The 26,854-nt window shown below is 61.3% G+C and carries 29 protein-coding genes; 9 read left to right on the top strand and 20 right to left on the bottom strand.

Features of this window, described 5'->3' with window-relative positions; translation table 11 throughout:
* Positions 1–61: 61 nt before the first annotated feature.
* The 5 genes from ACP7CJ_RS22520 to ACP7CJ_RS22500 form a co-directional block, all read right to left on the bottom strand.
* Positions 62–568: a protein activator gene (locus ACP7CJ_RS22520; RefSeq protein ID WP_276197829.1), complete on the bottom strand. Its 507-nt coding sequence runs from the start codon at positions 566–568 to the stop codon at positions 62–64.
* 130 nt (positions 569–698) lie between these two features.
* Complete coding sequence (gene praB, locus ACP7CJ_RS22515) at positions 699–1,193, bottom strand: alkane oxidation protein activator PraB (protein WP_276197828.1); 495 nt, start codon at positions 1,191–1,193, stop codon at positions 699–701.
* Positions 1,194–1,327: 134 nt separating this feature from the next.
* Positions 1,328–1,822 carry an alkane oxidation protein activator PraA gene (gene praA, locus ACP7CJ_RS22510; protein WP_426102056.1) on the bottom strand — a complete coding sequence of 165 codons (495 nt, stop codon included), beginning with the start codon at positions 1,820–1,822 and terminating at the stop codon, positions 1,328–1,330.
* A 134-nt stretch (positions 1,823–1,956) separates the two neighbouring features.
* Positions 1,957–3,237: an alkane 1-monooxygenase gene (locus tag ACP7CJ_RS22505; RefSeq protein ID WP_276197826.1), complete on the bottom strand. Its 1,281-nt coding sequence runs from the start codon at positions 3,235–3,237 to the stop codon at positions 1,957–1,959.
* Between the two features lie 294 nt (positions 3,238–3,531).
* Positions 3,532–4,530 carry an alpha/beta fold hydrolase gene (locus ACP7CJ_RS22500; protein ID WP_426102054.1) on the bottom strand — a complete coding sequence of 333 codons (999 nt, stop codon included), beginning with the start codon at positions 4,528–4,530 and terminating at the stop codon, positions 3,532–3,534.
* Between the two features lie 266 nt (positions 4,531–4,796).
* On the opposite strand from ACP7CJ_RS22500, the gene ACP7CJ_RS22495 reads away from it, so the two are divergent.
* The 5 genes from ACP7CJ_RS22495 to ACP7CJ_RS22475 all read left to right on the top strand — a co-directional run bounded on the left by ACP7CJ_RS22495 (position 4,797) and on the right by ACP7CJ_RS22475 (position 9,042).
* Positions 4,797–6,335: a flavin-containing monooxygenase gene (locus tag ACP7CJ_RS22495; protein WP_426102052.1), complete on the top strand. Its 1,539-nt coding sequence runs from the start codon at positions 4,797–4,799 to the stop codon at positions 6,333–6,335.
* Positions 6,332–7,222, top strand: coding sequence for an SDR family NAD(P)-dependent oxidoreductase (locus tag ACP7CJ_RS22490; protein WP_426102050.1), 891 nt, complete (start codon positions 6,332–6,334; stop codon positions 7,220–7,222). The genes ACP7CJ_RS22495 and ACP7CJ_RS22490 overlap by 4 nt, the downstream gene beginning before the upstream one ends.
* Positions 7,223–7,236: 14 nt before the next feature.
* Entirely contained in the window at positions 7,237–8,091 is an 855-nt protein-coding gene (locus ACP7CJ_RS22485) for a metal-dependent hydrolase (RefSeq protein WP_276197822.1), read from the top strand.
* Positions 8,092–8,424: 333 nt separating this feature from the next.
* A complete protein-coding gene (locus ACP7CJ_RS22480) occupies positions 8,425–8,691 on the top strand; it encodes a hypothetical protein (protein ID WP_276197821.1) in 267 nt (88 codons plus the stop codon).
* Between the two features lie 21 nt (positions 8,692–8,712).
* A complete protein-coding gene (locus tag ACP7CJ_RS22475) occupies positions 8,713–9,042 on the top strand; it encodes a DUF6388 family protein (protein WP_276197820.1) in 330 nt (109 codons plus the stop codon).
* A 44-nt stretch (positions 9,043–9,086) separates the two neighbouring features.
* On the opposite strand, the gene ACP7CJ_RS22470 is transcribed toward ACP7CJ_RS22475, so the two are convergent.
* The gene (locus tag ACP7CJ_RS22470; protein ID WP_426102048.1) at positions 9,087–9,908 is read right to left on the bottom strand and encodes an aldo/keto reductase; all 822 of its coding nucleotides are present in this window, start codon (positions 9,906–9,908) and stop codon (positions 9,087–9,089) included.
* A 106-nt stretch (positions 9,909–10,014) separates the two neighbouring features.
* On the opposite strand from ACP7CJ_RS22470, the gene ACP7CJ_RS22465 reads away from it, so the two are divergent.
* Entirely contained in the window at positions 10,015–10,509 is a 495-nt protein-coding gene (locus tag ACP7CJ_RS22465; protein ID WP_276197818.1) for a DUF1543 domain-containing protein, read from the top strand.
* Positions 10,510–10,553: 44 nt separating this feature from the next.
* Here the strand turns inward: ACP7CJ_RS22465 and ACP7CJ_RS22460 are convergent, their stop codons facing one another.
* The 3 genes from ACP7CJ_RS22460 to ACP7CJ_RS22450 all read right to left on the bottom strand — a co-directional run bounded on the left by ACP7CJ_RS22460 (position 10,554) and on the right by ACP7CJ_RS22450 (position 13,676).
* Entirely contained in the window at positions 10,554–11,057 is a 504-nt protein-coding gene (locus tag ACP7CJ_RS22460; RefSeq protein WP_426102046.1) for an AAA family ATPase, read from the bottom strand.
* A gap of 203 nt (positions 11,058–11,260) precedes the next feature.
* Complete coding sequence (dapF, locus tag ACP7CJ_RS22455; RefSeq protein WP_276197816.1) at positions 11,261–12,064, bottom strand: diaminopimelate epimerase; 804 nt, start codon at positions 12,062–12,064, stop codon at positions 11,261–11,263.
* A 25-nt stretch (positions 12,065–12,089) separates the two neighbouring features.
* A complete protein-coding gene (locus ACP7CJ_RS22450; protein WP_426102044.1) occupies positions 12,090–13,676 on the bottom strand; it encodes a L,D-transpeptidase family protein in 1,587 nt (528 codons plus the stop codon).
* 39 nt (positions 13,677–13,715) lie between these two features.
* Between ACP7CJ_RS22450 and ACP7CJ_RS22445 the strand changes: the two genes are divergently transcribed.
* Positions 13,716–14,429 (top strand): murein L,D-transpeptidase catalytic domain family protein, encoded by a 714-nt coding sequence (locus tag ACP7CJ_RS22445; protein WP_276197814.1) that lies wholly within the window; start codon positions 13,716–13,718, stop codon positions 14,427–14,429.
* 30 nt (positions 14,430–14,459) lie between these two features.
* The gene (locus ACP7CJ_RS22440; RefSeq protein WP_426102042.1) at positions 14,460–15,206 is read left to right on the top strand and encodes a creatininase family protein; all 747 of its coding nucleotides are present in this window, start codon (positions 14,460–14,462) and stop codon (positions 15,204–15,206) included.
* A 39-nt stretch (positions 15,207–15,245) separates the two neighbouring features.
* On the opposite strand, the gene ACP7CJ_RS22435 is transcribed toward ACP7CJ_RS22440, so the two are convergent.
* Together ACP7CJ_RS22435 and ACP7CJ_RS22430 are read right to left on the bottom strand one after the other, a co-directional pair.
* Entirely contained in the window at positions 15,246–15,587 is a 342-nt protein-coding gene (locus ACP7CJ_RS22435) for a hypothetical protein (protein ID WP_276197812.1), read from the bottom strand.
* Positions 15,588–15,621: 34 nt separating this feature from the next.
* Positions 15,622–16,266, bottom strand: a complete 645-nt coding sequence (locus ACP7CJ_RS22430) for an ATPase (RefSeq protein ID WP_276197811.1) — start codon at positions 16,264–16,266, stop codon at positions 15,622–15,624.
* A gap of 132 nt (positions 16,267–16,398) precedes the next feature.
* Here ACP7CJ_RS22430 and ACP7CJ_RS22425 point away from each other — a divergent pair, with 132 nt between their 5' ends.
* Entirely contained in the window at positions 16,399–16,665 is a 267-nt protein-coding gene (locus ACP7CJ_RS22425; RefSeq protein WP_426102040.1) for a hypothetical protein, read from the top strand.
* Here ACP7CJ_RS22425 and yfcF read toward each other — a convergent pair.
* The 9 genes from yfcF to ACP7CJ_RS22380 all read right to left on the bottom strand — a co-directional run bounded on the left by yfcF (position 16,640) and on the right by ACP7CJ_RS22380 (position 26,843).
* Positions 16,640–17,272: a glutathione transferase gene (gene yfcF / locus ACP7CJ_RS22420; RefSeq protein WP_276197810.1), complete on the bottom strand. Its 633-nt coding sequence runs from the start codon at positions 17,270–17,272 to the stop codon at positions 16,640–16,642. The genes ACP7CJ_RS22425 and yfcF overlap by 26 nt on opposite strands.
* A 131-nt stretch (positions 17,273–17,403) precedes the next feature.
* Positions 17,404–19,692, bottom strand: a complete 2,289-nt coding sequence (gene metE / locus ACP7CJ_RS22415; RefSeq protein WP_426102038.1) for a 5-methyltetrahydropteroyltriglutamate--homocysteine S-methyltransferase — start codon at positions 19,690–19,692, stop codon at positions 17,404–17,406.
* A gap of 200 nt (positions 19,693–19,892) precedes the next feature.
* Positions 19,893–21,212 (bottom strand): OprD family porin, encoded by a 1,320-nt coding sequence (locus tag ACP7CJ_RS22410; RefSeq protein WP_276197808.1) that lies wholly within the window; start codon positions 21,210–21,212, stop codon positions 19,893–19,895.
* Between the two features lie 141 nt (positions 21,213–21,353).
* On the bottom strand, positions 21,354–22,187 hold the full coding sequence (locus ACP7CJ_RS22405) for a phosphodiesterase (RefSeq protein WP_276197807.1): 834 nt from the start codon (positions 22,185–22,187) through the stop codon (positions 21,354–21,356).
* Positions 22,188–22,197: 10 nt separating this feature from the next.
* A complete protein-coding gene (locus ACP7CJ_RS22400) occupies positions 22,198–23,229 on the bottom strand; it encodes an ABC transporter ATP-binding protein (RefSeq protein WP_276197806.1) in 1,032 nt (343 codons plus the stop codon).
* Entirely contained in the window at positions 23,226–24,020 is a 795-nt protein-coding gene (locus ACP7CJ_RS22395; RefSeq protein ID WP_276197805.1) for an ABC transporter permease, read from the bottom strand. The genes ACP7CJ_RS22400 and ACP7CJ_RS22395 overlap by 4 nt, the downstream gene beginning before the upstream one ends.
* Positions 24,017–24,835, bottom strand: a complete 819-nt coding sequence (locus ACP7CJ_RS22390) for an ABC transporter permease (protein WP_276197804.1) — start codon at positions 24,833–24,835, stop codon at positions 24,017–24,019. Before ACP7CJ_RS22390 ends, ACP7CJ_RS22395 begins: the two co-directional genes overlap by 4 nt.
* Positions 24,836–25,840, bottom strand: coding sequence for an ABC transporter substrate-binding protein (locus ACP7CJ_RS22385; RefSeq protein WP_276197803.1), 1,005 nt, complete (start codon positions 25,838–25,840; stop codon positions 24,836–24,838).
* Positions 25,824–26,843 (bottom strand): LacI family DNA-binding transcriptional regulator, encoded by a 1,020-nt coding sequence (locus tag ACP7CJ_RS22380; RefSeq protein WP_247402349.1) that lies wholly within the window; start codon positions 26,841–26,843, stop codon positions 25,824–25,826. The genes ACP7CJ_RS22385 and ACP7CJ_RS22380 overlap by 17 nt, the downstream gene beginning before the upstream one ends.
* Positions 26,844–26,854: the final 11 nt, after the last annotated feature.

The raw sequence follows: 26,854 nt of genomic DNA, 5'->3' as shown, positions 1-26,854 counted from the left end.
CCTTATTGTTATTTCACTGAACCGGCGCCGGCCGGTTCGTCTTGCCAGTTGGGTCGCCCGGTCAAGGATTGATCGTCAGCGCCGGCGACGGCTTGAAGCTGAAAGTGGTGATCCTGCAATTGGCATTCACCATAAAAGGGCTGGCGATGCTGAAGGTGTTGTTGGCAGCGCTCCACTGTGTCGTCAGCACACTGGGGGTGTCGCAATTGTCGTAAGCCGCCTTTTCACTGAAACCGGAAAGCGTGGCGGTGTTGGCATTTGTCGGTACAAGCGTCCAGGGCAAGTTCAGTGGCCCGGACAGGGTGCAGAGGACGTTAGTGCCATTGGCGGGCGTAAAAGTGGCACCGGTAATACTGGCGCTGGAGCCGTCAGCGGCAACTTGGCCCGTCAGTGCGAGGTTGCAGGGGACGGGTGTAAATACCAACAACTTGACCGCCGTCGCAATTGAGCCGGTAGCGGTAAATGATGCACCCGCCGGGGCAAAAGTTGCCGCGCTGGCCATGCTGGATGTACACGCCAGGCCAATCAGCAACGCAGTCAAAGAAACTCGAGTGGTGAAGTTGTGCATTGTCTAAGTCCCAGCAGTTGGAAGACTATCCAAAATTCCCATGCAGCTCAGCCTGCCTTGAGTAAACAGACGCCTCACCTGAGGCGCCTGTCTTTCAACGGGTGATCAGCCCTTCGTTCTCAAGCCGCCATCAAGGAACAATGGTCAATGCTGGCGATGGGGTAACACTCAGGCTTACCACGGTGCAACTGCCGGCCAGTGCTTGGTTGCTAGCGGTCAGCACACCGCCGCTGTAACCCACCGCAATGGTGGAAGGGCCGCAGTTGGAGGCGGGGTACAGAATCGAACCGGCGATGGTGTAACCCACGTTGGCGACAGAGCCCGCCGCCGGAGCGGTGGCCGTCAGAGTCCAAGGCAGGCCGGTGATTTTTGGCAGACCGCAAAGGCCGCCGCCGGTGATCGCAACACCTGTGATTTTCGCAACGCCAGTGGCGTCGACATTGCCAGTGAAAGTTGCCCCACAGTTAACAGTGGCCTGGTAGGAAGATGGCGACTTCACCGAAATCGTGCCGGGCGCGGTAAAGCTGGTACTCACTGGGCTGATGCTATAAGCATTTGCCATGGAGGCAGCCCCCATACACACAGTCAGCGCAGTCAACGACACGAGAGTTTTCAAACTTTTCATTATTTTTCCTCACATGTTATGGCGAATCATTTCGCCAGGGGTAATGGCCATGATCGAGAGGTCACGGAGAAACTGCAGAACTTCCCTTTCCAGCCAAATTTCAATTCAATTCCCGCTACAACAGTTGGATGTGTTTATTCGACAACTTTGAAGTTGGCCGGCATCTTGATCGACACCGCCTTGATCTTGCAGTCTTCGCCAATCGGCACATTGGCGGCTTCCAACTTGCCGGTGGCGTTATCCCAGGTGCCGTCGGCCGTGGACGGGCCACACTTGCCGCCCAGGCCGAAGGCGTGGACGTCCACGCTGATCTTCGACATCGAGCCGCTTTGGGTGTCTTTGGCCACTAATATCCACGGCAGGTTGATCGCTTCGACCCGGCTGCACTTGAGGCCGCCGTCGAATTCGACCTTGTCGACATTGACGGACGAGCCATCGGCCGCCACCTTGCCGGCGACTTTGATGGTGCAGTCGGCACTGATCAGCTTGCCTTTGGAAAAGCTGATGGGGCCTTGGGCAGTAAACGCACTGCCGGCAGGTTCGATGCGCGCGGCCTGGGCCTGGTGATAGACAATCAGGCTCAACGCGGCCAATACGATATGGGTGGTGAACTTGGCAGGTGTTTGCATGGTGTACGTCCTTCCCTTGCTTTTATTTTTGTTGGGTCAAACAACTTTCTTGCAATGAAATCGAAAAATTCCAGGTGATAGAAAACGGCGCCACACGAAGATCCCGAGCGTGCTATTTAACGTTTCAATTCATATCAGAACGTTTTGCTTTTACCGCCGTACTGCGCCAGATACTGCAAACGTTTTGCGGGTTGAAGATTAGTCAGGGTTATATCCCCGGCATAATGCCTGAGGACTCGATGGTCCATGCGTCGTCGCCACAAGTACGGCACATAAGCCCAGACAATCATGCTTGCGTAACCGTAGGGAAGTTGCGGCGATTCATCAAAGTGACGCAACGATTGATAACTGCGTGTCGGGTTGGCGTGGTGATCGGAATGCCGTTGCAACTGGAACAGAAAGATATTGGTGACAATTCGATTACTGTTCCATGAGTGCCGCGGTGAGCAACGCTCATAACGACCATTGGGCAACTTTTGGCGTTTAAGGCCGTAGTGTTCGACGTAGTTCACCACTTCCAGCAACGAAAAGCCGTAGATGCCCTGGATGATCAGGAACGGAATCACCGCCGCACCCAACCAGGCAATCATCGCGCCCCACAACACCACGCTGTACATCCAGGCGCTGAGCACGGCGTTTTTCCAATGCCAGGCCGGCAGGCCGAGTTTGCTCAGGCGTTCGCGCTCCAGGTTCCACGCCGAGCGTGCGCTGCACCACACCGAGCGCGGCAGGAAAGCCCAGAAACTCTCGCCAAGACGCGAGCTGGCCGGATCTTCCGGGGTGGCGACACGGACATGATGGCCGCGGTTATGTTCGGTGTAGAAGTGCCCATAGAACGTCGGCGCCAGGGTGACTTTGGCCAGGAACACTTCCAGCGGCTTGGGTTTGTGCCCCAGCTCGTGGGCGGTGTTGATCGCGATGCCGGTCGCGGCGCCCGTCGACATGGCCATGCCCAGGTACGTGAACGCGCCGATCTGACCGTGCAACTGGGTGCGCGAGGTGATGTAGGCGGCCGTTTTTGCCAGCCAGTTCGAAGGTTCCAGTGCGGCGGTGGCCTGGAGCAAACCGCCGTTGATGATCCAGTCGATGCCGCCGGCAGCCAGCCAGCCGGTGATCACCACCGAAGCGATGACGAACAGCACGCCGGTGTAGACGATCCAGCGGTAGTAGCGTTGGGATTCGAGGTGGCTGACGGCGGACTCGGGCGGGTTACTGACGTCTTCGCCCAGCAGGCCATCGATCAGTGGGATGAGGCCGAAGATGACCAATACGCCGACCCACCACAGGTGTTGCATACCGGTGGTGATCGCCAGCGTGCCGGAGAGCAAAGGCGTTGCCAGGGGCAGGATGCCGAGCCACCACAGGTGGCGCTTGCCGTCGGCCCAGACCTGCGGGGTTGCCAGGGTGCGACTCATGGCAACCTCCAGACAAGGCAGGTGCAAAACAGGTTCGAGGAGCGCTCAAGGCTCCGGGAAATCAACCATGCGATAAAAGACGTTTTTTTCATTGTTATTCGCTCTTAGGCATTTCAAAAATCATTTCAAAACAAACATTGAAATATTTTTTTAAATAAATAACGCGGAATCGTTAGGTCGTCAACTAGTTTTTCAAGGCCTTATTGACGTGACCGAGCAGTCTCTTTTTCAGCCGCAGGGTCAAGTGTCTAGGACAGGCATTGACGCCGTTCAACCGCAGGTCGGAGGGCACAACTATTTGCTCGCCAGGGCGAACGGAGGATGCAACACCGTGGCGTTTTGCACCGGCCGGGCACGTTTAGCCACCTGTTCCACCACCGCCACCACGCGCTCCGTGGCGGTGATCGGCAGCATATGGCCGCGCCCCTCCACCAACTGCAGCTTGACGCCAGGCACCAGGCTCGCCAGGGCCTGGCCGTGCTTTTGAAAGTCCAGCACCTTGTCCTTTGCGCCGTATATCAGGCCAATGGGCAGGGTCAGTTGCGGGTAGCGCTTGACCATGCCCGGCAGGTGATCGTTGACCTGGTTGATCTCGGTGGAGGCCGCGTAGAAGTTGGCCGGGCGCATGCCGAGCAGCCCACCGCCGCGGGTGGCGAAGTCCGCTGGAGCGGGATCGGGGGCGAACACGCCTTTGACCACCGAGCCTTTGGTCAACAGGCCGATAGGCAGGGTCAGGGTATGGGACAGCCAGCGACGCAACCCCGCCGGGCGCACCGCCAATGACAGGAACACCAGCGGCAATAGGCGCTGGGGATGGGTCAACGGTGCCACCAAAATCAACCCCGAGACCGCGTGGGGATGGTCAAGGGCCAGTGCCAGGGCAATCGCACCGCCGAGGGAATGCCCCAGCACCAGCGGTTTTTCAAGGCCCAGCGTCTGAATAAAGGCAGCGATTTGCCGGGCCTGGGCCGGCAGGTCTGCCGCCGTACCCGGATGCCGGGTGGAATAGCCCGACCCCGGTCGGTCGACGCTGATGACGCGAAAATGCTGGCGTAACTGGCCGGACAAGGCGTAGGTCAGGTTGCGACTGCTGCCCATCAGCCCGTGAATCATCACCAGCGCCGGGCCTTTGCCCTCGTCGTAATAATGAAAGCGCTCGCCATCGACCTCGACGAAGCGCCCGTTGCCTGGAACGGCCGCTTCAATGCGCCGTGTCATCCAGGCACTGAAGCCCCCTAACAAAACGCTCGCTGCGACCAGCACACCCGCAGCGATAACCCATTCAACAGCCATAGCTCGGTCCTCTGCTTCCCTGCTGCCGACCGCCCGACCGGGATTGATCAGGGCCTCAGCCATCGTCCACACCCTGGACCTAAACTTCGTGCATACCGTCGGACACGTCGCACATGAGGAGCCAGGGACTAGCGTAGGCGAAATTTTCAGGTAGATTATTTAAAATCTTTTTTAAAATAAGTAATTCAATTTTTCTTTGCAATGGTGTTCTATCTAAAAGACAAAACAAAAACAGGAGCACATCCGATGCCCACGCAGGACAGCCTATGAATGCCCACAGTGATTCCATCGACATCGCCATCATCGGTTCAGGCTTTGCCGGCCTATGCATGGCGATCAAGCTCAAGGAAGCCGGGTTTACTGACTTCTTTATCGCCGAGCAGGCCGAGACACTCGGCGGCACCTGGCGCGACAACCACTACCCTGGGTGCGCCTGCGATGTGCAGTCCCATGTCTATTCGTTTTCGTTTGCGCCCAACCCGGACTGGACACGCCAATTCGCCCCGCAAGCGGAGATCCGCGCCTATCTGGAGCAATGCGCCCGACGTTTCGCGCTGGCGCCGTATCTGCGTTTCGGCATGGGCCTGCAACGGGCGGTGTTTGATGAGCAGCAACAACGCTGGCAACTGAGCTTCAGCGGGGGGCGCCAGGTCAGTGCGCGGGTGCTGGTGTCGGGGATGGGCGGGTTGTCGCGCCCGGCGCTGCCGGATATCCCGGGGCTGGACAGCTTCAAGGGCCCGCGCTTTCACTCCCAGCAGTGGGACCACGACTATTCATTGAAAGGCAAGCGTGTGGCGGTGATCGGCACCGGCGCCAGCGCCATTCAGTTCGTGCCGCAGATCGCGCCGCAGGTGGCGCATCTCGACCTATTCCAGCGCACCCCGCCGTGGATCATGCCCAAGCCCGACCGGCCGATTTCGCGTGTTGAGCGCTGGGCGTTCAAGCACCTGCCCTTCACCCAACGGCTGGTGCGCGGCGCCTTTTATTGGGCGTTGGAAGGCCGCGTGGTGGGCTTTGCCCGGCACCCACGGCTAATGAAAATGGTGCAGAAAGTCGCCCTGCGCCACTTGCACAAACACGTCGCCGACCCTTCCCTGCGCAAGACGCTGACGCCGGACTACACACTCGGCTGCAAGCGCGTGCTGATCTCCAACGACTATTACCCGGCGTTGTCGCGCAGCAATGTGCAGGTGGTGACCGACAGCGTGCTGCGCATCGAAGCCGATGGCGTGATCACCGCCGACGGCCTCAAGCACCCAGCCGATTGCCTGATCTTCGGCACCGGCTTCCAGGCCACCGACCCGCTGCCCCGCGACTGCATCATCGGGCATCACGGGGTCGACCTGATGGACGCCTGGCACGACGGCGCCCACGCCTACAAAGGCACCACGGTGCCGGGCTACCCGAACCTGTTCCTGATCATCGGCCCCAACACCGGCCTGGGGCACAACTCGATGATCCTGATGATCGAAGCCCAGGTCACTTACATCCTCGACGCGCTGCAACAGATGCAGCGCCACCGCATCGCCACGGTAGACGTCAAACCCGCGGTGGAACAGGCCTACAACCGCCAACTGCAGGACACACTCACGCGCACCATCTGGAACACCGGCGGCTGCCGGAGCTGGTACCTCGACCCCCGCACCGGCAAGAACACCACCCTGTGGCCGGGCTCGACCTGGCGCTTCAAACAAATCACCCGGCATTTTGCGCTCAAGGATTATGTCGCCAGCATGGCGCCGATTGACGCGGCTCCCCGCGCAACGGCTGCGCCACATTCCACCGCAGAAGGGAGCCTGTCATGAAGTCCTTCAACGGCCGCGTGGCGGCGATCACTGGCGCGGCATCCGGCATGGGCCGTGCGTTGGCCTTGGCCCTGGCGCGCGAAGGTTGCCACCTGGCGCTGGCGGACAAGAACAGCCAAGGCCTGGAACAGACCTTGGCGTTGATCAAGACGTCGACACTGTCACCGGTGCTCGTGACCACCCAAGTGCTGGATGTGTCCGACCGCCAAGCCATGGAGGCCTGGGCCGCGCGCTGCGTCGCCGATCACGGCCAGGTCAACCTGATCTTCAACAACGCCGGGGTGGCGCTGTCGAGCACGGTCGAAGGCGTGGACTACAGCGACCTGGAATGGATCGTCGGCATCAACTTCTGGGGCGTGGTGCATGGGACCAAGGCCTTCCTGCCGTATCTCAAAGCCAGCGGCGCGGGCCATGTGATCAACACCTCCAGCGTGTTCGGACTGTTTGCCCAACCCGGCATGAGCGGCTACAACGCCACCAAGTTTGCGGTGCGCGGGTTTACCGAAGCCCTGCGCCAGGAATTGGACCTGCAACGTTGCGGCGTCTCGGCCACCTGCGTACACCCCGGCGGTATCCGTACCGATATCTGTCGCAGCAGCCGCATCGACGCCAACATGACGGGCTTTCTGATCCACAGCGAACAGCAGGCCCGCGCCGATTTCGAAAAGCTGTTCATCACCGACGCCGACCAGGCCGCCAAGGTGATCCTGCAGGGCGTGCGCAAGAATAAACGGCGCGTACTCATCGGCCGCGATGCGTATTTCCTCGACCTACTCGCCCGCTGCCTGCCGGCGGCCTATCAAGCGCTGGTGGTGTTCGCCAGCAAGCGTATGGCCCCCAAGCAACGCAAGCAGGTGCTTGAAACCAACGACGAACCCCGTCTCTGAACAGGAGCAAGCCCATGCTGCCGATCCGTCGCGATATCCGTTTTGCCTTGCCGGCCGAACGCATCAAGAACTGGCACGAACAAGGCCCGTTCATTACGCATTTTTTCAATGCACTGTCGCTGCTGTTTCCCCAGGGCGAGCTGTTTTTCATGGACAGCGTGCGCCACTACCGCCAACGCATCGATGACCCGGCGCTGACGCGAGAGATCCAGGGTTTTATCGGCCAGGAGGCCATGCACAGCCGCGAACACGTGGCCTACAACGATTTGCTGCACGCCGCAGGCCTACCAGCACATCGCCTGGATCGGCGCCTGAAATTCTTCCTCGACCTGCAGAAAAAACACCTGCCGCCGTCGTTCAACCTGGCGGTGACCATCGCCCTTGAACATTACACCGCGATGCTCGCGGAAATCCTGCTGAGCGACCCCTCGCGCTTCGGCGATTCGCTCAAGGGCTACCAGCAGATGTGGTACTGGCACGCCCTCGAAGAAACCGAGCACAAGGCGGTGGCGTTCGATGTGTGGAACCGCGTGATCAAGCCGGGGCCCCTGCGCTACCTGCTGCGCACCGGGACCATGCTGACCACGACGCTGCTCTTCTGGCTGGTGGTGTTTGATTTCCACGTGCGCCTGTTGATTGCCGACCGCCAGGCCGGCGGGCACCTCCAAGGGTTCTGGCGCATGCTGAAGTTTTTGTATGGGCCCAAGGGCGTGTTCCCGCGGATGTTTCGGCCGTGGCTGCACTACTTCAAACCGGGCTTTCATCCGTGGGACCACGACAACCGTGCGCGCCTGGCGAGGATCGATGGCTTGGTCGAAGAGATCGAGCAGACCCAGCGCGAATACCGGTCAGCCCAAGCCGAGGCTTAGTGCGTACAAAACCTGGCAACTGATCGCCCCGCAGCGCCACTTGCAGCACCACGGTCGCCCTATCACCGAGGGTGCTCAAGATGGCGCGAACACTGTTCAAATTGCACTTCACCGAGCGTCTGGCCGCCTTGGCCAGTTTTGCGCTCGCACACCCGCGTTTGCAGGTTACTCAGCACGATCACTGACGTGTTCGCTATTGAGCAATGGAACTTTCTGACAAGAATCAATCCCTAAGCCAGCTTCAAGATGTAAAATCAGCAACTTTTCAGAATTCCCTGATGCTCCAACCAGGGAACAGGCTGAAGTCGCAAGCCGCAAGGAGGTAGGTTCGAGATGCAACACAAGCGGTCGAATACTATTCACCCACTGATGTTTAACGCCGTACTGTGGTTATGTGGGATTGCCCTGCTCTATCTGATCAAGGCGCTCGTGGAAGTGTTTTCAGGGCCCATCAGCGAAACCTGGATGGACCTGACGCTGGTGCTGACGGCGTACCTGTTGCTCTTCGTCCTTGACCCCATTCGAACCAGGATAAACCGCCGCCTGCACAAACGCGCTCGGCGTAGACAGGCTCGCCAGGACACCGGCACGGGTGCCTGACATTTTTCTAGGAGTAAACCCTTGTCCCAACCCGGCGATACCCATCAACGCGCGCTGGACAGATTCCTGCTTGAGCACCCGGATGTACTCACCCAACTGGACACCCTGAACCCACTGGCCGCCCAGGCCAAAGGCGAAACCCTGGCGCAATACCGCGCCGAACGCCTGCATGAAGCGTTCGAAGCCGAAGCCGAGCGCCAGGGGCTGTTTGCCTGGGAGCTGACCCTCAAGCTGACGGCCGAATCCGCCCAGGCATTCGAAGCGCAACGCCTTGAAGTGCATAAGGAAGTGGCGCAGATGGCGGGGATGAGCTGGGACGCCTACTGCGAGTTGCATGGCGTAAGCGGCTGACACCGCGTGCCATGAACCCGCAGTGCCACGCGGGTTTTATCACGTCACACCATCGCCAACGGATGCTTGCGCTTGGGCGCCCCGAACACCCGCTCGATGGCGTCGAGATCGTGCTCGTCCAGCACCAATTGAGCGGCCGCAGCGTTAAGCCGCACATGCTCCGGCGTAACAGCCTTGGGGATGGCAATCACCCCGTCCTGGCGCAACACCCAGGCCAGCGCGACCTGCGCGGCCGTCGCCTGATGCCGGTGGGCGATCTGCTTGAGGGTGGGGCTGGACAGCAACTCGCCGCCTTGCGCGATCGGACAGTAAGCCATCAACGGCAAGTGATGTTGTTGCCACCACGGCAGCAAGTCGAACTCTATGCCGCGTTCTTGAATGTTGTAGAGCACCTGGTTGGTCGCGCAGGCCGGTGAAGCGAGCTCCTGCAGGTCTGCCACGTCGAAATTGGATACACCCCAGCGGCCGATCTTGCCGGCCTCGCGCAAACGCTCGAACGCTTCGACGGTTTCTTCCAGCGGGTACTGACCGCGCCAGTGCAGCAGGTACAGGTCGATGTAATCGGTGCCCAGCCGTTGCAGGCTGGCGTCGCACGCACGGGGCACGCCCGTGCGACTGGCGTTGTGGGGGTAGACCTTGCTCACCAGGAACACCTGCTCGCGCTTGCCGCGAATGGCCTCGCCGACCACGCTTTCGGCGCCGCCTTCGCCGTACATTTCAGCGGTATCGATCAGGCTCATGCCCTCCTCGATGCCACACTGCAACGCCGCGACTTCGGCGCGGCGCTGGTCCGGGTCTTCGCCCATGCGCCAGGTGCCCTGGCCGATGACAGGGACCGGAACACCGGCCAGATCGATGGTTCGCATGACAACCTCCTGATGCGTTCGCGGGTTAACAGTGTGGCATTCACCGGACAAAAGGGTTCAATCGAAGTATGGTTACCCTTTGCCAAATCGCCGGGAAGGGCCTGCAATGCTGTTTGTCGTAATGCTCGGGGGCAAGCACCCACGGGCCAGGATCGAAGTCCATGACGTGGTATTCGCCGTGGCGGATACGCTGGACGCCACCTACCCACAGTTGCGCGACGCCTGGTTTGGCAGCCCCAAGGGCGTGCACATCGATTCGTGGATGGCGGTCGATGGCATCGACGGCTGGAAAGTCGAGCTCAGCCACTTGGCGCCCCAGGCCGGCGCGCACCACCTGTACTTCATCAACCTGGGCGGCTATGAAGCCAACCGCTTTGGCGAAGCGCACCACTACCTGCTAGTGGTTGCCCGCGACAAGAAGGAAGCGACGCGCAAAGGCAAGCAACAAATGCTGAGCCACTGGTCACAGGCCCACACCGACGGCGTGCTGGATATCGACGACTGCCTGCCCATCGACCTGGTGGACGGCCGTTACCTTCACCTCGTTCAAGGCCAGCACCGGCCGGTGATCCAACAAAACGACTACATTGTGCTGGCGTAAGCGCCATGGCTGGATAGCTCATTTCATAGGATGGGGAGCATGCTCTAAAGTGCAGTGATGTTGTTCAAAATGATCTCGACGGCCTGGGCTGGGCTCAGGAAGGCTGTGTCGACCGTGAAAGTCGCCTCATCCCACGGCTCGAACTCATGCGCTAACACGGATTGCCAGCTAGGCGGAACCAGCCCGCCGATATCGCCAACGCGGGCTTCCACGCGGGATTGGTGTTTGTGCCGATCAGAACAAATCACCTGAATGTTGAGCAATGCCACTCCCGCTTGGGCGGCCACGTCCGTCCAGGCCTGCCGGCTGTGTCTGACCGGGTTCACGCAGTCGGCAATCACCGTATGACCCAAGCGCACATTACTCAACGCCAGCGCATTCGCCACGCCATAGCCGCTAGCGCCCACGTCGCCCGCGAATGCCCGAGCATCGCGCAGTGCCTGCTCAATCACGTCTATTCGCAGGTAAACGCCACCGCTCTGGCGCGCAAGTTCGCTGGCGATCGTGGTTTTTCCGCAGCCAGGCAGGCCACTGAAGACGATAAGCATGGGTCGATCCTTCGATAAGTCAGAGAGGCCAGGTTCAGAGTATTCTGCCGACGCCTACTGACGCGCCCCCATAGGATAAAGTGCCCCTCATGCACAGGGCCCGGCACAGCCCCACCGCGCCCGCCAGCACAAACACAGCAGAGTGTCGCAACCGCCCTATGATAGGGGTTACCTGAGGATTCATCGCAAGGCCCAACTTTATCCTATAGACGCATGGCGATGCCGTGCATGATCGGTTCCACGCTCCCGGTCAACACCACGCCGCCCTGCCCGTCCCACTGCACGGTGACCGTGCCGCCGTCACATTGCACCTCAACGCTATCGTCAAGCAGGCCGCGTCGAACTCCATTCACCACGGCACCACAGCAGCACGAGCCGGACCCCAGCGGCACCCCGCCCCCGCGCTCCCAGATACGCAAGCGAATATGCCCGCGATCAACAACCTGGACAAAATGCACATTGGTCCTGGCGGGAAACAGCGCGTGAGCTTCCAGTGCCGGACCCAGGGTTTCCACGTCGACGGCGGCCAGGTCCGCGACAAAGACGGTGCAATGGGGGTTGCCCATGCTGCACGCCGCCGGGTTGCCTTCGAGTGGCAACCACAGGGTGTCCATCGACTCGGCCAGCGGCACTGTTTCCCAGCCCAGCGATGGCGCGCCCATATTCACCGACACCCGCCGCCCCGACTCACGCACACACGTCAGTAAACCTCGGTCAGTACGCAGCACGATGGAATCGGTGCCGGCTTCGTGCATCAGCCGGTCGGCCACACCGCGCGTGGCGCTGCCGCAGGTTTGCAGCGGCGTGCCATTGGGGTTCCAGAATTTGATCCGCGCGGCGGCGTCTGCACAATCGAGTACCACCGCCAACTGGTTGAAGCCGATGCCGGTGTGACGATTACCGAGGCGGCGAGCGACCTGCGCGGTGATCGGATCATCCAGACCACGGCGATCGATGATGATGAAATCGTCGCCATGCGCGTGCATCTTCACGAAAGACAGCGTCATGGGGTGTGCTGTGGACTGTGACAAATCAGAGCACGCTCCCCATCGCCTTCATCAACACCAGGTCGCGCCCATAAATATCCGGCGCATACACCAACCCACCCTGGCGATCCACTTCCACGGTCCAGTAGCCGAGCAACACCGGCACCGGCGTGGCCAGGCGGAATTCATGGGTCACGCCGGTGGCCAGCAATTCATCGGTGCGAGTGCGTTCTGCCGGGGTCACCAGCAGGTCGCGCAGCAGCAAGGGTTGTTCAACCCGCACGCAACCCGAGCTGAACGCGCGCGGGCCTTTGGTGAACAGCGGCTGGCTGGGGGTGTCGTGCAGGTACACCGAGTACGGGTTGGGGAACCGCATGACGATCTTGCCCAGCGGATTGCGCGGACCGGCTTCCTGGCGCAGCAGGATGTTGCCGGGGCGGGCCCAGTCGATGTGTTCGGGGGCCAGCGGGCGGCCCTCGGGGTCGAGCACTTGGAGGTTTTGCTGGCGCAGGTATTCGGGGTTGAGGCGGATAGCCGGGAGCTTGTCCTCGCGCATGATGGTGGGCGGGATGGTCCAGGTCGGGTTGAGGGTCAACCGGGTGATGCGCGATTTGAGCAGCGGCGTCTGGCGTTCGGCGCGGCCGACCTGCAGGCGGGTTTGCCACACCGGGATGCCACTCTGATAGACGCTCAGTTGCGCGGCGGCGACGTTGACCAGCACGCCTTCGGGCTCCAGGTCCTGGCTCAGCCAGCGGAAGCGCTCCAGGTTGATACGCAACTGTTCGCGGCGCATCAACGGGCTGATATTCAGTTCGGCCACGGTGCCGGCGCCGATCACGCCGTCGGATTGCAGCGAGTGGCTGATCTGGAAGGCCTTGACCGCCTGCACCAGCTCGTCTCGGTACTGCTTGCCGTTGCCCTTGGGTTCGCTGGCGAGGTAGCCGCCACGGTAGAGACGCCGCGCCAGTTCCGGCACGCGCGGGTCTTCCATGCCGGGGCGCAACAGCGGCCCGCTGGCGACCGCGTCCCAATGGGGCAACGGCTGCTGGCGCAGCGTGGAGTAGACGTTACGCAGGCTGCGGTATAAATCCGCAGTGGGGCGGGCCTGGTCGAAGGCTTGCGCCATGTCATGCAGGCCCGTGCTGGCGAAGGCGAGCAGATCGGTATCCGGGTCGCGGCTGGGCGGCTGGGAATGCCACAGCGGTTCGAAGCGCGATTGCTGCAGGCGCCCGTAATGCAAATCCTGCAGGGCGTGCAGGTACTGCTCGCTGGTGCCGATATCGCTGCACAGCACGTTGGCCGCGGCATCCGCGATGGGCAGGCTATAGTGGGCGGGGTCCAGGCCGTCGTCGGCCAGCATCAGCAACTGCGCTTGCAGTGCCTGGCGGCGTTCGGCGGCGGCCCACAGCGGCACATCGCCCTGCTGCTGATAGAACGCCTGCAGGCGCGCCAATGTCGCCGCGTCGATACGCGGGGCAAGGCCGGGGCAGACGCTGGGCAACTGCGCAAGGGCCTGTTGCACCGGGCTCGCCGGAATCACTGGCAACGCGTCCATAAGCACTTCGTCGGCTGTTGCGACCAGCGGTGCAACGAGCAAGCAAATGCTCAAGTAACATGCGTGTTTTTTGAACAATAGCTTTGCTCCAATCCACAGTGGGGGGATGTACTGTAGATGCTGACTTTTATGTGCCGCCTCGGCCTGATGACCTTGACCGTGGCTACGCTGAGCACCGTTGTGCTCGCCGCCGACGGCAACCCTGTTTCTTTGTATAGCAGCCTGGCGCGCTCGGCTCCAGAACTCAATCCCGCTGTACTGAAAAGCGCGCTGAACGCCGTGCAATGCGCGGTCAATAATGGCGAGGATCGATCCGAGCGCCTGGCCGTGATTGACTATTCTCAGCCTTCGACCGCTCGTCGGCTATGGATTTTCGATTTGCGCAAAAAGACCCTGGTGCTGCGCGACCTGGTGGCCCACGGGGCCAAGTCCGGGGAAAACTTCGCCACCCAGTTCTCCAATCGTGAAGGCAGCCACCAGTCCAGCCTGGGCCTGTTCCGTACCCGGGAAAGTTACCTGGGCACTCATGGCTACTCACTGCGCATGGACGGTCTGGAGCCAGGCTTCAATGATCAGGCGCGTGACCGGGCCCTGGTGATTCACGCCGCCGACTATGTCAGCCCGTTGTGGAGCAAGCGCGAAGGCCGTATCGGCCGCAGCCAGGGTTGCCCGGCGGTACGCCCGCAGGTGGCGCGCCAGGTGGTGGATAAACTCAAGGATGGGCAGTTCATGTTCTCGTGGTACCCGGACCAGCGCTGGTTGAAGTCTTCGGCCTACCTCAACTGCAAACCCCAACAGGTGGCGAGTAGTCGTACAATCCGTGGCGGTTAGCCTGACCCCACCGATAAGAGAGAACCTCGCATGCTTCTACATAAGTCCACCTGGATCGAGATCGGCCAGTTTCTGGAGCGCAGCCGCACGGTGGTGATCCCCATCGGTTCCAATGAACAACATGGCCCCACCGGCCTGCTGGGCACCGACTGGATGTGCCCGGAAATCATCGCCCACGAAGCGCAACAGCACGCTGACATCCTGATCGGCCCTACCTTCAATATCGGCATGGCCCAGCACCACCTGGGCTTTCCCGGCACCATTTCGCTGCGCCCATCCACCTTTATTGCTGCAATTGGCGATTGGGTCCGTTCACTGGCCGGGCACGGTTTCGACAAGATCCTGTTTCTCAACGGCCATGGCGGCAACATCGCTACGATTGAAGCGGCGTTTTCCGAGCTATACGCCGAAGCCAGCTTCGCCCGCCAACCGGCCGGGTTTGCGCTGAAACTGGTGAACTGGTGGGACCTGGAAGGCGTCAACGAGCTGGCTCACCGACAGTTCCCGGTCGGCCACGGCAGCCATGCCACGCCGTCGGAGATCGCCGTGACACAGTGGGCTTATCCGGAGTCGATCAACTCCGCCGATTATTCACCGCAGATCGCCAACACCGGGCCGATCCGTGAAGCGCTGGACTTCCGCGCGCGGTTCCCCGACGGGCGCATGGGCTCGGACCCGGCCCTGGCGACCGTGGAGAAAGGCGGTGAGTTGGTGGCGTTGGCGGCTCAAGGGCTGATCAAGGTTGTCGACAGCTTCAGTCACGAAGCAACACCTTAAACCATAGCCCCGCCTACAGGGTTTATCGGTAGCCTGCGGTTACTTGCACTCTTGCGCCGTCAACTCCAGGCGCGACGGCGTGATGGTCGACGCAAGCGGCTTGCGCTCATACAGGAACACCTTGGTGCCGTCCTGGGACTTGTAGGCCTCCAGCACATCATCGGCGGCAATCTTGCTGGTCAACACTACCTTGGCGTGGCGCGAGTTCTGCGTCACGGTTGAGGTGATGTTGTGTTTTTCAAGCTTGGGCAACACGCATTGCACATAACCTTCGGGGGTTTTGGCGGTTTGCAGGGTCAATGTCGGAGCATTCGGAGAAGACACACAACCGGCCATTAACAAGGAAGCAAAGGCCAGGGCCGGGGCGAAAAAAGAGCGCATAAAAATCCTGACTGTATAAAAGGAAAAGTTCACATCAACCCGCTCGGACTAACGCCTTGAGCGACACATCAAATTGTTTCAAGGCATCGAGCTGGACATCACGCTGCTGCTCGATCTGCGCGGCAATCTCCGGGGCGGCCTTGTCACGGGCCCACACCGATGGCACTTGCTTATGCACCGAGCCTTCGGCCTTGGCGATGTACTGCAGGTTCGCGTCATAGAAGCGCGCGATAAAATGCGCTTCGACCTGATCGTTACGCGGGGTCAACAGTTGGTTATGGGTGTCGAGCATCACCACCACATCGGGGTGAGCCTGCACAAGCGCATCCAGCGTGTCGTAAACGGTCACCGACAAAAACGTGCCTTGCAACGAACTCATCAACCAGTCGATGGCCAACTCCGGGTCGGAGCTGTTGACGAACGCCTCGCGGATGCGCCCATCGAGGGCATCCCTGGCGCCATTCAAGGCCGTGTCGTGGTAGCGTTCAAGGTAGCTGAGGTTGTCGACCGTGTTTTCGCTGTACAGCACCCCCACTGACTGCTCGTGCCGCAGCGAGTCTACGCTACCGCCGAGTGACAGCAAATGGCCTGTACGCAGTTCATCGGCGATTGCCGGGTTGATCATGACCGCAGTGCTCATCATCAGGGTCATTAAAGCCAGTTGAATAAACGTCCTCATCGCGCGATTTCCTTGAACTGCGTCTCGATAGGGCGATTTTCCGCTTTTCCTGAAAAAACAGAACTTGCAATTCTCGATGATGACTATTATCTGAACCAATAGTGCTTACATAAAATCTATAAGGACCACGCGATGAAACCCCACCAGAAAACCTTCGACCGCATCCGCGAAGCCGTATTGCCGGAGTACCGCGAGCGGGTCGCCGATTACCTGGTCGACTATGAACGTGTCTTGCAAGACCCGACGGCCGACTCGGACGAGGCCCAAGCCAGCGCCCAGCAATTGCTGGGCTACCTGCGGGGGTTGAACACCACTCGCGTGCTGGGCATGGCCGATTGGGAAGAGCTGGACCGGCGCGTAGCGCAGGAATGGCCTAAAGCGCGGGCCTTGGCAGATTGACCCATTCCTGCACCGATGGCCGCTGCCATTGGCGTTGCGCGTAGTCCACCAACTCGGCCGGTACGCTGTCGCCGTTGAGGATCAGGCGGTTAAGCATCACCGCCAGGTCCAAATCGGCAATCGACCACTCGCCGAACAAGTACGCCGGATTACCCGCCAACAGCACCTGCGCCGCACTGACCAGGCGGTGTGCGGCGGCCTCGGCCAGCGGCGACAACGGCGGCATCTGCTGCCCATAAAACACCACCAACGTCGAACGCTCCTGACGAATCGGCAGCAAATCGCTGCGCAACCACGCCTGGACCTGCCGCGCCCTCGCCCGCTGCTTTGGATCGGCCGGGTACACCGCCGTTTCGGGGTAGGCCTCGTCCAGGTATTCGCTGATCGCCGAGGACTCTGACAGGGCGAAGTCCCCGTCCACCAACGTCGGCACACGCTGGGTCACGGACAGCTGGGCAAAGTCGTGCGTCTGGTGTTGCGCGGCGTCCAAGTCAAGGACCACGGTATCGAACGCCAGACCTTTTTCGCGCAGGGTGACGAAAACCGACATCGCATAGGGGCTGGCGAACAGCGAATCAACGTAAAGGCGCAGCGCGGCTTGGTTCATGATGGATCTCCTTGAGTGAAAGCCCACGCTACGAGATCGGCGGCGATAAAGACAATGCGCAGTTTTTATACGGGCATTCCTCGACGGAATAGTGGAAGGGAGCAAGCCCCTCTCCACATGTCCAGACCGTGTTAGGCCAGCTCCGCGCGCAGTTGACGCGCTGCCGTCACCATATGGATCAACGCCGCTTCAGTCTCCGGCCAGCCACGCGTTTTCAAGCCGCAGTCCGGGTTCACCCACAAACGCTCTGCCGGAATCCGCTTGGCGGCCTTGCGCAGCAGGTTGGCCATTTCCGACGCGTCCGGCACCCGTGGCGAGTGGATGTCGTAGACGCCCGGGCCGATGTCGTTCGGGTAAGCAAAGGCTTCGAACGCGTCCAGCAACTCCATGTCCGAGCGCGAGGTTTCGAGGGTGATCACGTCGGCATCCATCGCCGCGATGGACTCGATCACATCGTTGAACTCGCTGTAGCACATGTGCGTATGGATCTGGGTTTCGTCACGCACGCCGCAAGCGCACAGGCGGAATGCTTCGGTGGCCCAGTCCAGATAGTGCTGCCATTGCGCCTGGCGCAACGGCAAGCCTTCACGGAACGCAGCTTCATCGATCTGTACGATCTGGATGCCGGCGGCTTCCAGGTCGACCACTTCGTCACGGATTGCCAGGGCGAGTTGACGCGCCTGAATTTCGCGGCTCACGTCTTCACGCGGGAAGGACCACATCAGCATGGTCACCGGGCCGGTCAACATGCCCTTCATCACCTTGCGGGTCAGGCCTTGGGCGTAGCGTATCCAATCCACAGTCATCGCCTGCGGGCGGCTCAGGTCGCCGAAAATCACCGCTGGTTTCACACAGCGTGAACCGTAGCTCTGCACCCAGCCAAAGCGGGTGAACGCGTAGCCGTCCAATTGCTCGGCAAAGTATTCGACCATGTCATTGCGCTCGGCTTCACCATGCACCAGCACGTCCAGGCCGAGGTTTTCCTGCACTTCAACGGCGTGACGAATCTCGCTGTGCATCGCCTCGACGTATTCGGCTTCACTCAACTTGCCTTGTTTGTAGGACTGGCGCGCGAGGCGGATCGACGAGGTTTGTGGGAACGAACCGATGGTGGTGGTCGGGAATGGCGGCAGCTTGAGGCCGGCACGTTGTGTCTCAATACGCTGCGCAAACAGCGACTGGCGCTGGCTGTCCTGGGCGGTGATCGCCGCCACGCGGGCTTGCACTGCCGGTTTGTGAATGCGTGGCGATGCCGCACGGGCCGCCTGCACGGCACGGCTTTCAGCCAGGGCGGCGAGCACGTTTGGCGCTTCGGGCTGGTTGACGGCCTGGGCCAGCACGGCCACTTCGGCGCACTTCTGGACCGCGAACGCCAGCCAGCTTTTCAACTCGCTATCGAGCTGGTCTTCACGGCCCAGGTCGACCGGGCTGTGCAGCAACGAGCAGGACGGCGCCACCCACAGCCGATCGCCCAGCTTCTCATGGGCGTGCTGCAGGGTGCCGAGGGCGTGTTCCAGATCGCAACGCCAGACGTTACGGCCGTTGACCACGCCCAGGGACAAGACTTTGTAGGCCGGCAGGCGGTCAAGAATGATTGGGTACTGCTCCGGTGCGCGCACCAGGTCAATGTGCAGGCCATCCACCGGCAGGTTGGCGGCCAGGCCGAGGTTTTCTTCAAGGCCACCGAAGTAAGTCGCGACCAGCTTTTTCAGCGGGTCGCGCTGGATCAGGTTGTAAGCGCGTTCGAAGGCGTTTTTCCACGCCTGCGGCAGGTCGAGTACGAGAATCGGTTCGTCGATCTGCACCCACTCCACGCCCAGGTCCGCCAGGCGCTGGAAGATCTGGCCGTACAGCGGCAGCAGGCGTTCGAGCAGGTCGAGCTTGTCGAAATCGCCGCCCTTGGCCTTGCCCAGCCACAGGTACGTCAGCGGGCCGATCACCACGGGCTTGACGGTGTGGCCCAGGTCACGCGCCTCCTTGACCTCGTCGAAGAGCTGGTCCCAACCGAGGTGAAAGTGCTGGTCGACGCTGAATTCAGGCACCAGGTAGTGGTAGTTGGTGTCGAACCATTTGGTCATTTCCTGAGCGTGCGCCCCGCCGCAGCAAGGGTCACTGACGCCCCGCGCCATGCCGAACAAGGTCTGCAAGGTAGCTTTGCCATCAGCCGGGCGGAAGCGCTCAGGGATCACCCCGAACATCAGCGAATGGGTGAGTACCTGGTCGTACCAGGCAAAATCACCGACGGGCAACAGGTCGATGCCGGCCTGTTTTTGCAGCGCCCAATGCGCCTTGCGCAAGTCACGGCCAACGGCGTGCAGGCCGGCTTCGTCGAGTTCGCCCTTCCAAAACGCTTCCTGCGCTTTTTTCAGTTCACGATCGCGTCCAATGCGTGGAAATCCGAGGGAATGAGCGACTGCCATGACTTACAACTCCAATACCGATAGTGATGGCGGCCATTGTCGGCAGACTCGCATAGTGAGACAAACTCATTTTATTCCTGATGATCACAAGATTCACTCATGTTAATAGAGGCATGACGCGCTCGCGGCGCCTGAACACCTGACCCCTGTAGGAGCGAGCACGCTCGCTTCTACAGGAGGAATTCGATCCGTTCGGCTTGTTACATCAACGGAATCGAATAACTCACAAACACCCGATTCTGGTCCTGGTCCCGCGCCACCTCACTGCGCGACACACCGTTACGCCAGCCAAACCCGACGTCCTTGAAGGTGCCGCTCTGTACCACATAATCCAACGAGATATCCCGTTCCCACTCGCTGGCGTTATTCCCGCTGGCGGTGAGGATATGGTCGCCTTTCAAATACATCATCGACGCCTTCAAGCCCGGCACGCCCAACGCCGCGAAGTCATAGGCGTACTGCGCAAAAGCCGTGCGCTCGCCGGCCTGGATAAAGGTTTGCACCGTCCGGTCGGTGTAGAGGTACAGGCTGGAGCCCCCCTCCCCTTTGTTCACCAGGCCGCCCTGGTTGAGCTGGGCAAAGTTGCTGTCATCGGACACTTGCTGGTAACCGGCGGTAATCGCGTGGGGCCCCAGGGAGTAGATGAAGGCCGCACTCCAGGTGTTGTTGTCGATTTCACCGCTGCTATTTTTGGTATAGCCGCTGAACTTGTAGCCTTCGGCGCGTCCGGCGGCGCTGCTGTTTTTACCGTCGGAGGTGGTCTTGAAGTAACGCAGGTCGGTTTTCAACGAACCGTAGTCGCCCAGCGGCAATACATGAATCAAGCCGGCAAAGTGTTGTTGGTAATAGTCTTCGAGGTTGGCGTAGTAGTACTGGACCATCAGGTCCTTGGTCAGCTGGTAGTCGGCACCGGCGTAGGTGAATTTATTGCTTTCCTGGGTGCCGCCCGCCGCTGCCAGGCCGCTGCGGTCGCTGGAGCCGCGCCCGGTGGTGTGTTGAAGCTGGCCGCCGATCAGGGTCAGGTTGTCGATGTCTTTGCTGGTGAGCTGCCCGCCTTCGAACGATTGCGGCAACAGGCGGCCATCGTTGCTCACCAGGATCGGCAGGTTCGGGCGCAGGTAGCCGTAGCGCGCTTCGGTCTTGGCGAAACGCGCCTTGGCCGTGGCGCCGCCACGGGCCCAATTGTCGACGGCTTTGCCGTCATCGCTGGGGATCATCGAACTGCCGACATGGCGGCCGGCACCGCTGTCGAGGGTCATGCCGAGCATGCCGACTGCGTCCAGGCCAAAGCCGACGGTGCCGTCGGTAAAGCCCGACTGGTAATTGAGCATGAACGCCTGGCCCCACTCTTCAGTCTTCGACGGCGCGGCGGTGCCGTCGCGGTTGTCGTTGTTGAAGTAGAAGTTGCGCATACTCAAGTTGGCTTTGCTGTCGCTCAAAAAGTCGGCCGAAGCCAGGGGGCTCAGGGCGATGCCCAGGCTGCCGGTCAATAGGCTTAATACATTCAAAGTAGCTTTCATCAGGACGAACTCCGGCGCGGAATCCAAGTTCCGGGCGCTAAAAAAAATAGACAGCAGGAAGCACGCGGCCACACTGGAGTTGGCCGTTGCGTTAACTAACGTTCAGTTACTTGGTTGGGTGAAGTGAACCTCCGTAAAACCTCAGTCAATCAATCCATGAGCGTCATAAAACGGATACGGCCCCGGGTAGTCCCCGAACACGCCGTTGTGGCTGACCAACCCCTGTTGCGCATCCCAGCGATGCAACAAGTAACCCGCCGGTTCCAGGTTGAAATGCGCTGGCGCGGCGTCTTGCAGATCCAGCACGATCTGATGGGACGTGCCAGGGCATACACAGCTCAAACTGCCGCCGAAACGCCGCTGCATCGACCGGTGCAAATGCCCGCACAGCAGCCGTTCCACTTGCGGGTGGCGCGCCACGACGGTTTCCAGGGCGGCGGCATTGATAAAGCGTTCGCGGTCCATATGGCCGATGCCGCTGATAAACGGCGGGTGATGCAGGATCAGCACGGTCGGCGCTTGCGGACGGAGTGCCAACTGGTCGTCGAGCCACTGCAACTGGCTGCCCAGCAGTTGGCCGCCATGACCACCGGGGATGGTGGAGTCGAGGCCGATCAAGCGCAGCGGGTGTGCGTCGACGACCCAATCCAACGGGCCCGCCGGCGAACTCGGCAAGTAGGTGTGATCGCCGAACGCGTCCAGCAACGGCCCGCGCGCGTCATGGTTGCCGGGCACCAGGTAGCAAGGCATGTGCAGGCGCGCCAGTTCAGGGTGCAGCACGGCGTATTCATCGGCACGGCCGAAGTCGACCAGGTCGCCGCTGATCACCACGATATCGGGCCGTGGGTGCCTGGCGTTCAGATGGTCGACGGCGCGGCGCAGCGCACCCAACGTGTCGACCACGCCATAAGTCAGGCGCTGACCAGCTTTAAGGTGCAGATCGCTGATCTGCGCAACAAGAAACGGACGGTTCAAAAGGCAACTCTCACGCATTCAGGGTGAACAACATGTGCGGCGCAATGGCCAAGGCAATCGGCGCGCCGACGGCGTATAGCTGGTGGTCGTTGCTGTCGACCAACAACGGTTGCGGGCCGCCCACATCCACCAGCAGGCGGCTTTGCGCACCTTGGAAAAACTGCGCCAGCAGATGGCCGTGCAGATGCCCTTCGTGCTCCATCACCCGCAAGTGTTCGGGGCGGCAGTACACGGTGCCGGGCAACTGCGCTGTATGCCACGGCAACTCGCCGCCGCAGACTTTCAAACCATGGGGTGACGGCTCAATGACGTGGAAGGCATTCAGGTTGCCGACAAAGCCTGCGACGAAGGCGTTGGCGGGTTTCTGGTAGATGTCCCGTGGGCTGGCCAGTTGCGCGACGCGGCCGTGCTCCATCACCAGGATGCGATCACCCAGGGCCATGGCTTCACCCTGGTCGTGGGTGACAAACACCGAGGTGATACCGAGGCCGCGCAGCAGTTGATTCAACTCACTGCGCAGGCGCTCACGCAATTGCGCATCGAGGGCGGCCAGGGGTTCGTCCAGCAACAGCACCTTGGGGCGCGGCGCCAGCGCACGGGCCAAGGCCACGCGCTGGCGTTGGCCACCCGAGAGCTCGTGGATGCTGCGCTTGCCATGGTGTTGCAAACCCACCAGCTCCAGCAGTTCCTCACAGCGCTTGTTGCGCTCCGCTGGCGACATGCCGCGAATCTTCAGGCCATAGACGATATTCCCGGCCACATCCAGGTTGGGAAACAGCGCATAGTTCTGGAACACCATGCCCACATCACGGCGCTCGATGGGCAGACGCGTGACAGCCTGGTCGCCGAAGAACACCTGGCCCACATCCGGGCGTTCCAGGCCGGCGATCAGGCGTAACGTGGTGGTTTTGCCGCAACCGGACGGGCCGAGAATGGCGAGGGTTTCGCCGCCTTCGACGGTCAGGTCCAAGTCATGCACGGCCACGGTGCCGTCGGCGAACGCCTTGCGGCAACCTTGCAGGCGGATAGTGATAGCGGTCATCGACGCTCTCCACGGGACAAACGAGCACTGATGGCCTGCAACGCAATCAGCAGCGGCACGATCATCAGCAAAAAGATAAGGGTGTAGGCGCTGGCGATTTCCAGGCGCGCCGAGGCGTAGCTGTCGGCCAGGCCCACGGGCAGGGTCTTGGTCATGGGCGTATGCAGCATCCAGGTCAGGTTGAATTCACCCAGCGACAAGGTGACCACCATCAGCACACCCGCGAGAATGCCCGCCCGGCAATTGGGCACCACCACGCTGAAAAAGCGCTTGATGGGACCTGCGCCCAGGCTGGCCGCCGCTTCCTCCAATACCGGCAAGTGCTGGCGCTGCATCACCGCCATCACCGGGCGCACCAAAAACGGCAAGGTGAACAGCACATGGCCGACCAAAATGAACAGCCAACTGCTGCGAAACGCGCCGAACTGGCCGTAGGTCAACAGTAAGGCCAGCGCGCTGGCCAGCCCCGGCATCGCCACCGGCAGCACCATCAGTTCCTCGAAAGCGCGACTGAAGCGATTGTTCATGCACACCAGCGCGTAGGCCGCCGGCACGCCGATCACGCAGACGCACACCGCGCAGGCCAGGGCCAGTTGCAGCGACAACCACACCGTCGGCGAATAGGCCTGCCAGACCTGGATCAACCAATCGAAGGTCAAGCCACTGGACAGGCCCACAAAGAAATTGCGCGTGAGCCCGGCCAGCAACGACATCAACACCGGCACCAACATGAAGGCGCACACCAACAGGGTAAACAGCAGTTGCATCACGAACAGCGATGAGCGCTTCACAGGACGGTCCCCGCGTTTTTCACCCAGCGCCGGGTGAGCAGCAACACCACCCAGGTCAGCGCGCCCAACACCACAGAGAGCGCCGCGGCGACGGCAAAGTTGGCGTAGTTGGTGAACACGTTGTAGATGGCCACCGGGGTCACGTTCAGCCGCGTGCCCAAGGTGAACGCCGTACCGAAGGCGCCCATGGACGTGGCAAAGCAAATCGCCCCGCAGGACGCCAACGCCGGTGCCAGGCCCGGCACGATCACATCGCACACCACGCGCCAATGCCCTGCTCCCAGCGAGTGCGCGGCTTCTTCCAGGCTGCGGTCAAGGCTTTCGCACGCGGCCATCACCGTGAGGATCACCCGTGGGATCGAGAAGTACAGATAGCCGACAAACAACCCGGCCAGCGAGTAAGCGAAGATCCAGCGCTCACCGACCAACTGCAGGCCCAGGGACGCCAGCAAGCCCTGGCGCCCGGCCAACAGGATCACCAGAAAGCCCACCACAACACCCGGGAATGCCAACGGAAACGTCAGCAACGCAACCAGCGCCGAGCGCCCGAAGAAATGCTGGCGCGCCAGGAATACAGCGCTGATGCCGCCGATCAGTAACGCCACAAGCGTGACGAACATCGCCAGCGCACAGGTTTGCGCCAGGCTGCCTAGATACTGCGCGCTGCTGAGTACCTGCCAGTAACCGCTGCCGTTGCTGTCGCGGCTCTCGGCGCCGAGCACCATCAAGTGCGCCAGCGGCAACAGCCAGAACGCGAGCAGCACCGCAAAGGCCGGGGCCAGGGCCCAGGCGGCGTGTCTTGCCGATGCGGCCACTTACTTGACCTCGTTCAGGTAACGAGCGGCAAAGGCTTCCTGCACGGCGGCCATTTTCTGGTAGTCCACCACACCGGCGCGGGCGTAATCGCTGTCGGGCAGGAACTGCGCGGCGACCTCGGCCGGCATCTGCACCGGGCGTATCGGGCGCAGGTATGCCTTCGCCCATAGCGCCTGGCCTGCATCGGACAGGACGAAATCGAGGACTTTTTCGCCATTGGCGCGGTGCGGCGCGTTGGCCACCAGGCTCATCACGTAGGGCACGCTGATGCTGCCTTCCTTGGGAATCACGAACGCGACGTTGGCGTTGTCTTTGTAGCGTGCGCGGTAGGCGTTGAAGTCGTAGTCCACCAGGATTGGCAACTCACCGGACAACACCCGTGCATAGGCGGTTTGCTTGGGCACGATCGGGGCGTTTTTCGCCAGTGCCTGGAAGTAGTTGATGGCCGGGGCAAAGTTGTCCAGGTCGCCGCCCAGGGCGCGGTTGATCGCCACCGCCGACACGTAGCCGACAAACGCGCTGGACGGGTCCAGGTAGCCGACCATGCCTTTGTATTCAGGCTTGAGCAGGTCGGCCCAGCTTTGCGGCACCGGCAAGCCACCCAGGGCATCGACATTGACCATAATGCCCAGGGTGCCGGAGTGGATGGCGAACCATTGGCCGGACGGGTCTTTCAAACCGACGGGAATCTGCTCCCAACCCTTGGGTTTGTAGCCATCGACCACGCCGGCCTTTTGCGCCTGCAGGCCGAAGGTCACGCCGTAATACACCACGTCGGCTACCGGAGCGGCTTTCTCCGCCACCAACTGCGCCAGGGACTGGCCGGAGTTCTTGTTGTCCAGCGGCACCTGCACGCCGGTGCTGGAAGCGATGGCCTTGAGCTGGGTGCCCCAATCGGCCCAGTCCGGCGGGCAGTTGTAGCAAATCGCCGTGTCGGCGGCCTGGGCTAGGCTGGCCATACCGCACAGCAGCACGGCTGCCAGGGTTTTACTGAATACGCGCATCGAGGGTCTCCTCATGGGGTTGAGTGCTTTCACCCGGCCGGATATGGCAAGGCAGGCAATGGGAAATCGGGACGTTGCCGGCGATCTGCGCCAGCAACTGGTCAATCACGGTGCTGGCGAGCAACGCGATGGGCTGCACCACGCTGCACAACGTCGGGTGCATCTGGGTGCCGAGGGCGATGCCATCGAAGCCCATCACTGACAGTTGCTCGGGTACGTTCCAGGCGTTGCGGCGCAGCTCGGCGATCAGGCTGATCGCCAGGAAGTCGTTGGAGCACACCAGCGCGGTCGGCGCATCCGGGCCTTTGAGAAACGGTGCGATGGCGGCGAATTCAGCCTGCGTGTGGGCCGGCATTTCGATCACCGGGCGAGCTTGGAGGCCATGTTCTTTCATCCCATCGCAATAACCGGCGTAACGCAGACGTGCGCGGTCGGACTGCAACGCGGGGCCGGCGACCATGCTGATGCGCCGGTGCCCCGCTTCCAGCAAATAGCGCGTAGCCAGGGCCATACCGGCGCGGTTGTCGACAGACACGGCGCTGTAGTCGGGGTTGCTGGGTTGGTGGTAGGCCAGCACAAACGGCGTCTGCTCGCTGGACAGGCTGTGCAACACGCTGTTGCTTTCGGCATCCGTTACCGTCAGCACCAGGCCGTCGACGCGCTGGCGCAGCAACTCTTCCACCACAATGCTTTCGCGCTCGCTGCTGTAGTCGGTGGTTGCCAGCAACAGGCTGTAGCCGCGCAAACGGGCCGCACGCTCCATGGCCTGCAATTGCTCGGCGAAGACGGGGTTGAGCAAATTGGGCACCACCACGCCGATCAGGTTGGTGGTTTGCAGCCGCAACTGGCGGCCGAGCAAGTTAGGCCGAAAACCCAGCTCGCGGGCAGCGGCGAACACCTGTTCACGTGTCGCCGGGCGCACCTGGTCGGGAGAGGCAAAGGTGCGGGCAGCGGTCGCGCGGGATACCCCGGCCAGCCGTGCAACGTCTTTCAAATCAGTCATTGTCACTCGCT

This window comes from Pseudomonas sp. PSPC3-2 (assembly GCF_049897085.1).
GTDB lineage: Bacteria > Pseudomonadota > Gammaproteobacteria > Pseudomonadales > Pseudomonadaceae > Aquipseudomonas > Aquipseudomonas paraveronii.
This window is presented reverse-complemented; position numbering and strand designations above follow the sequence as displayed.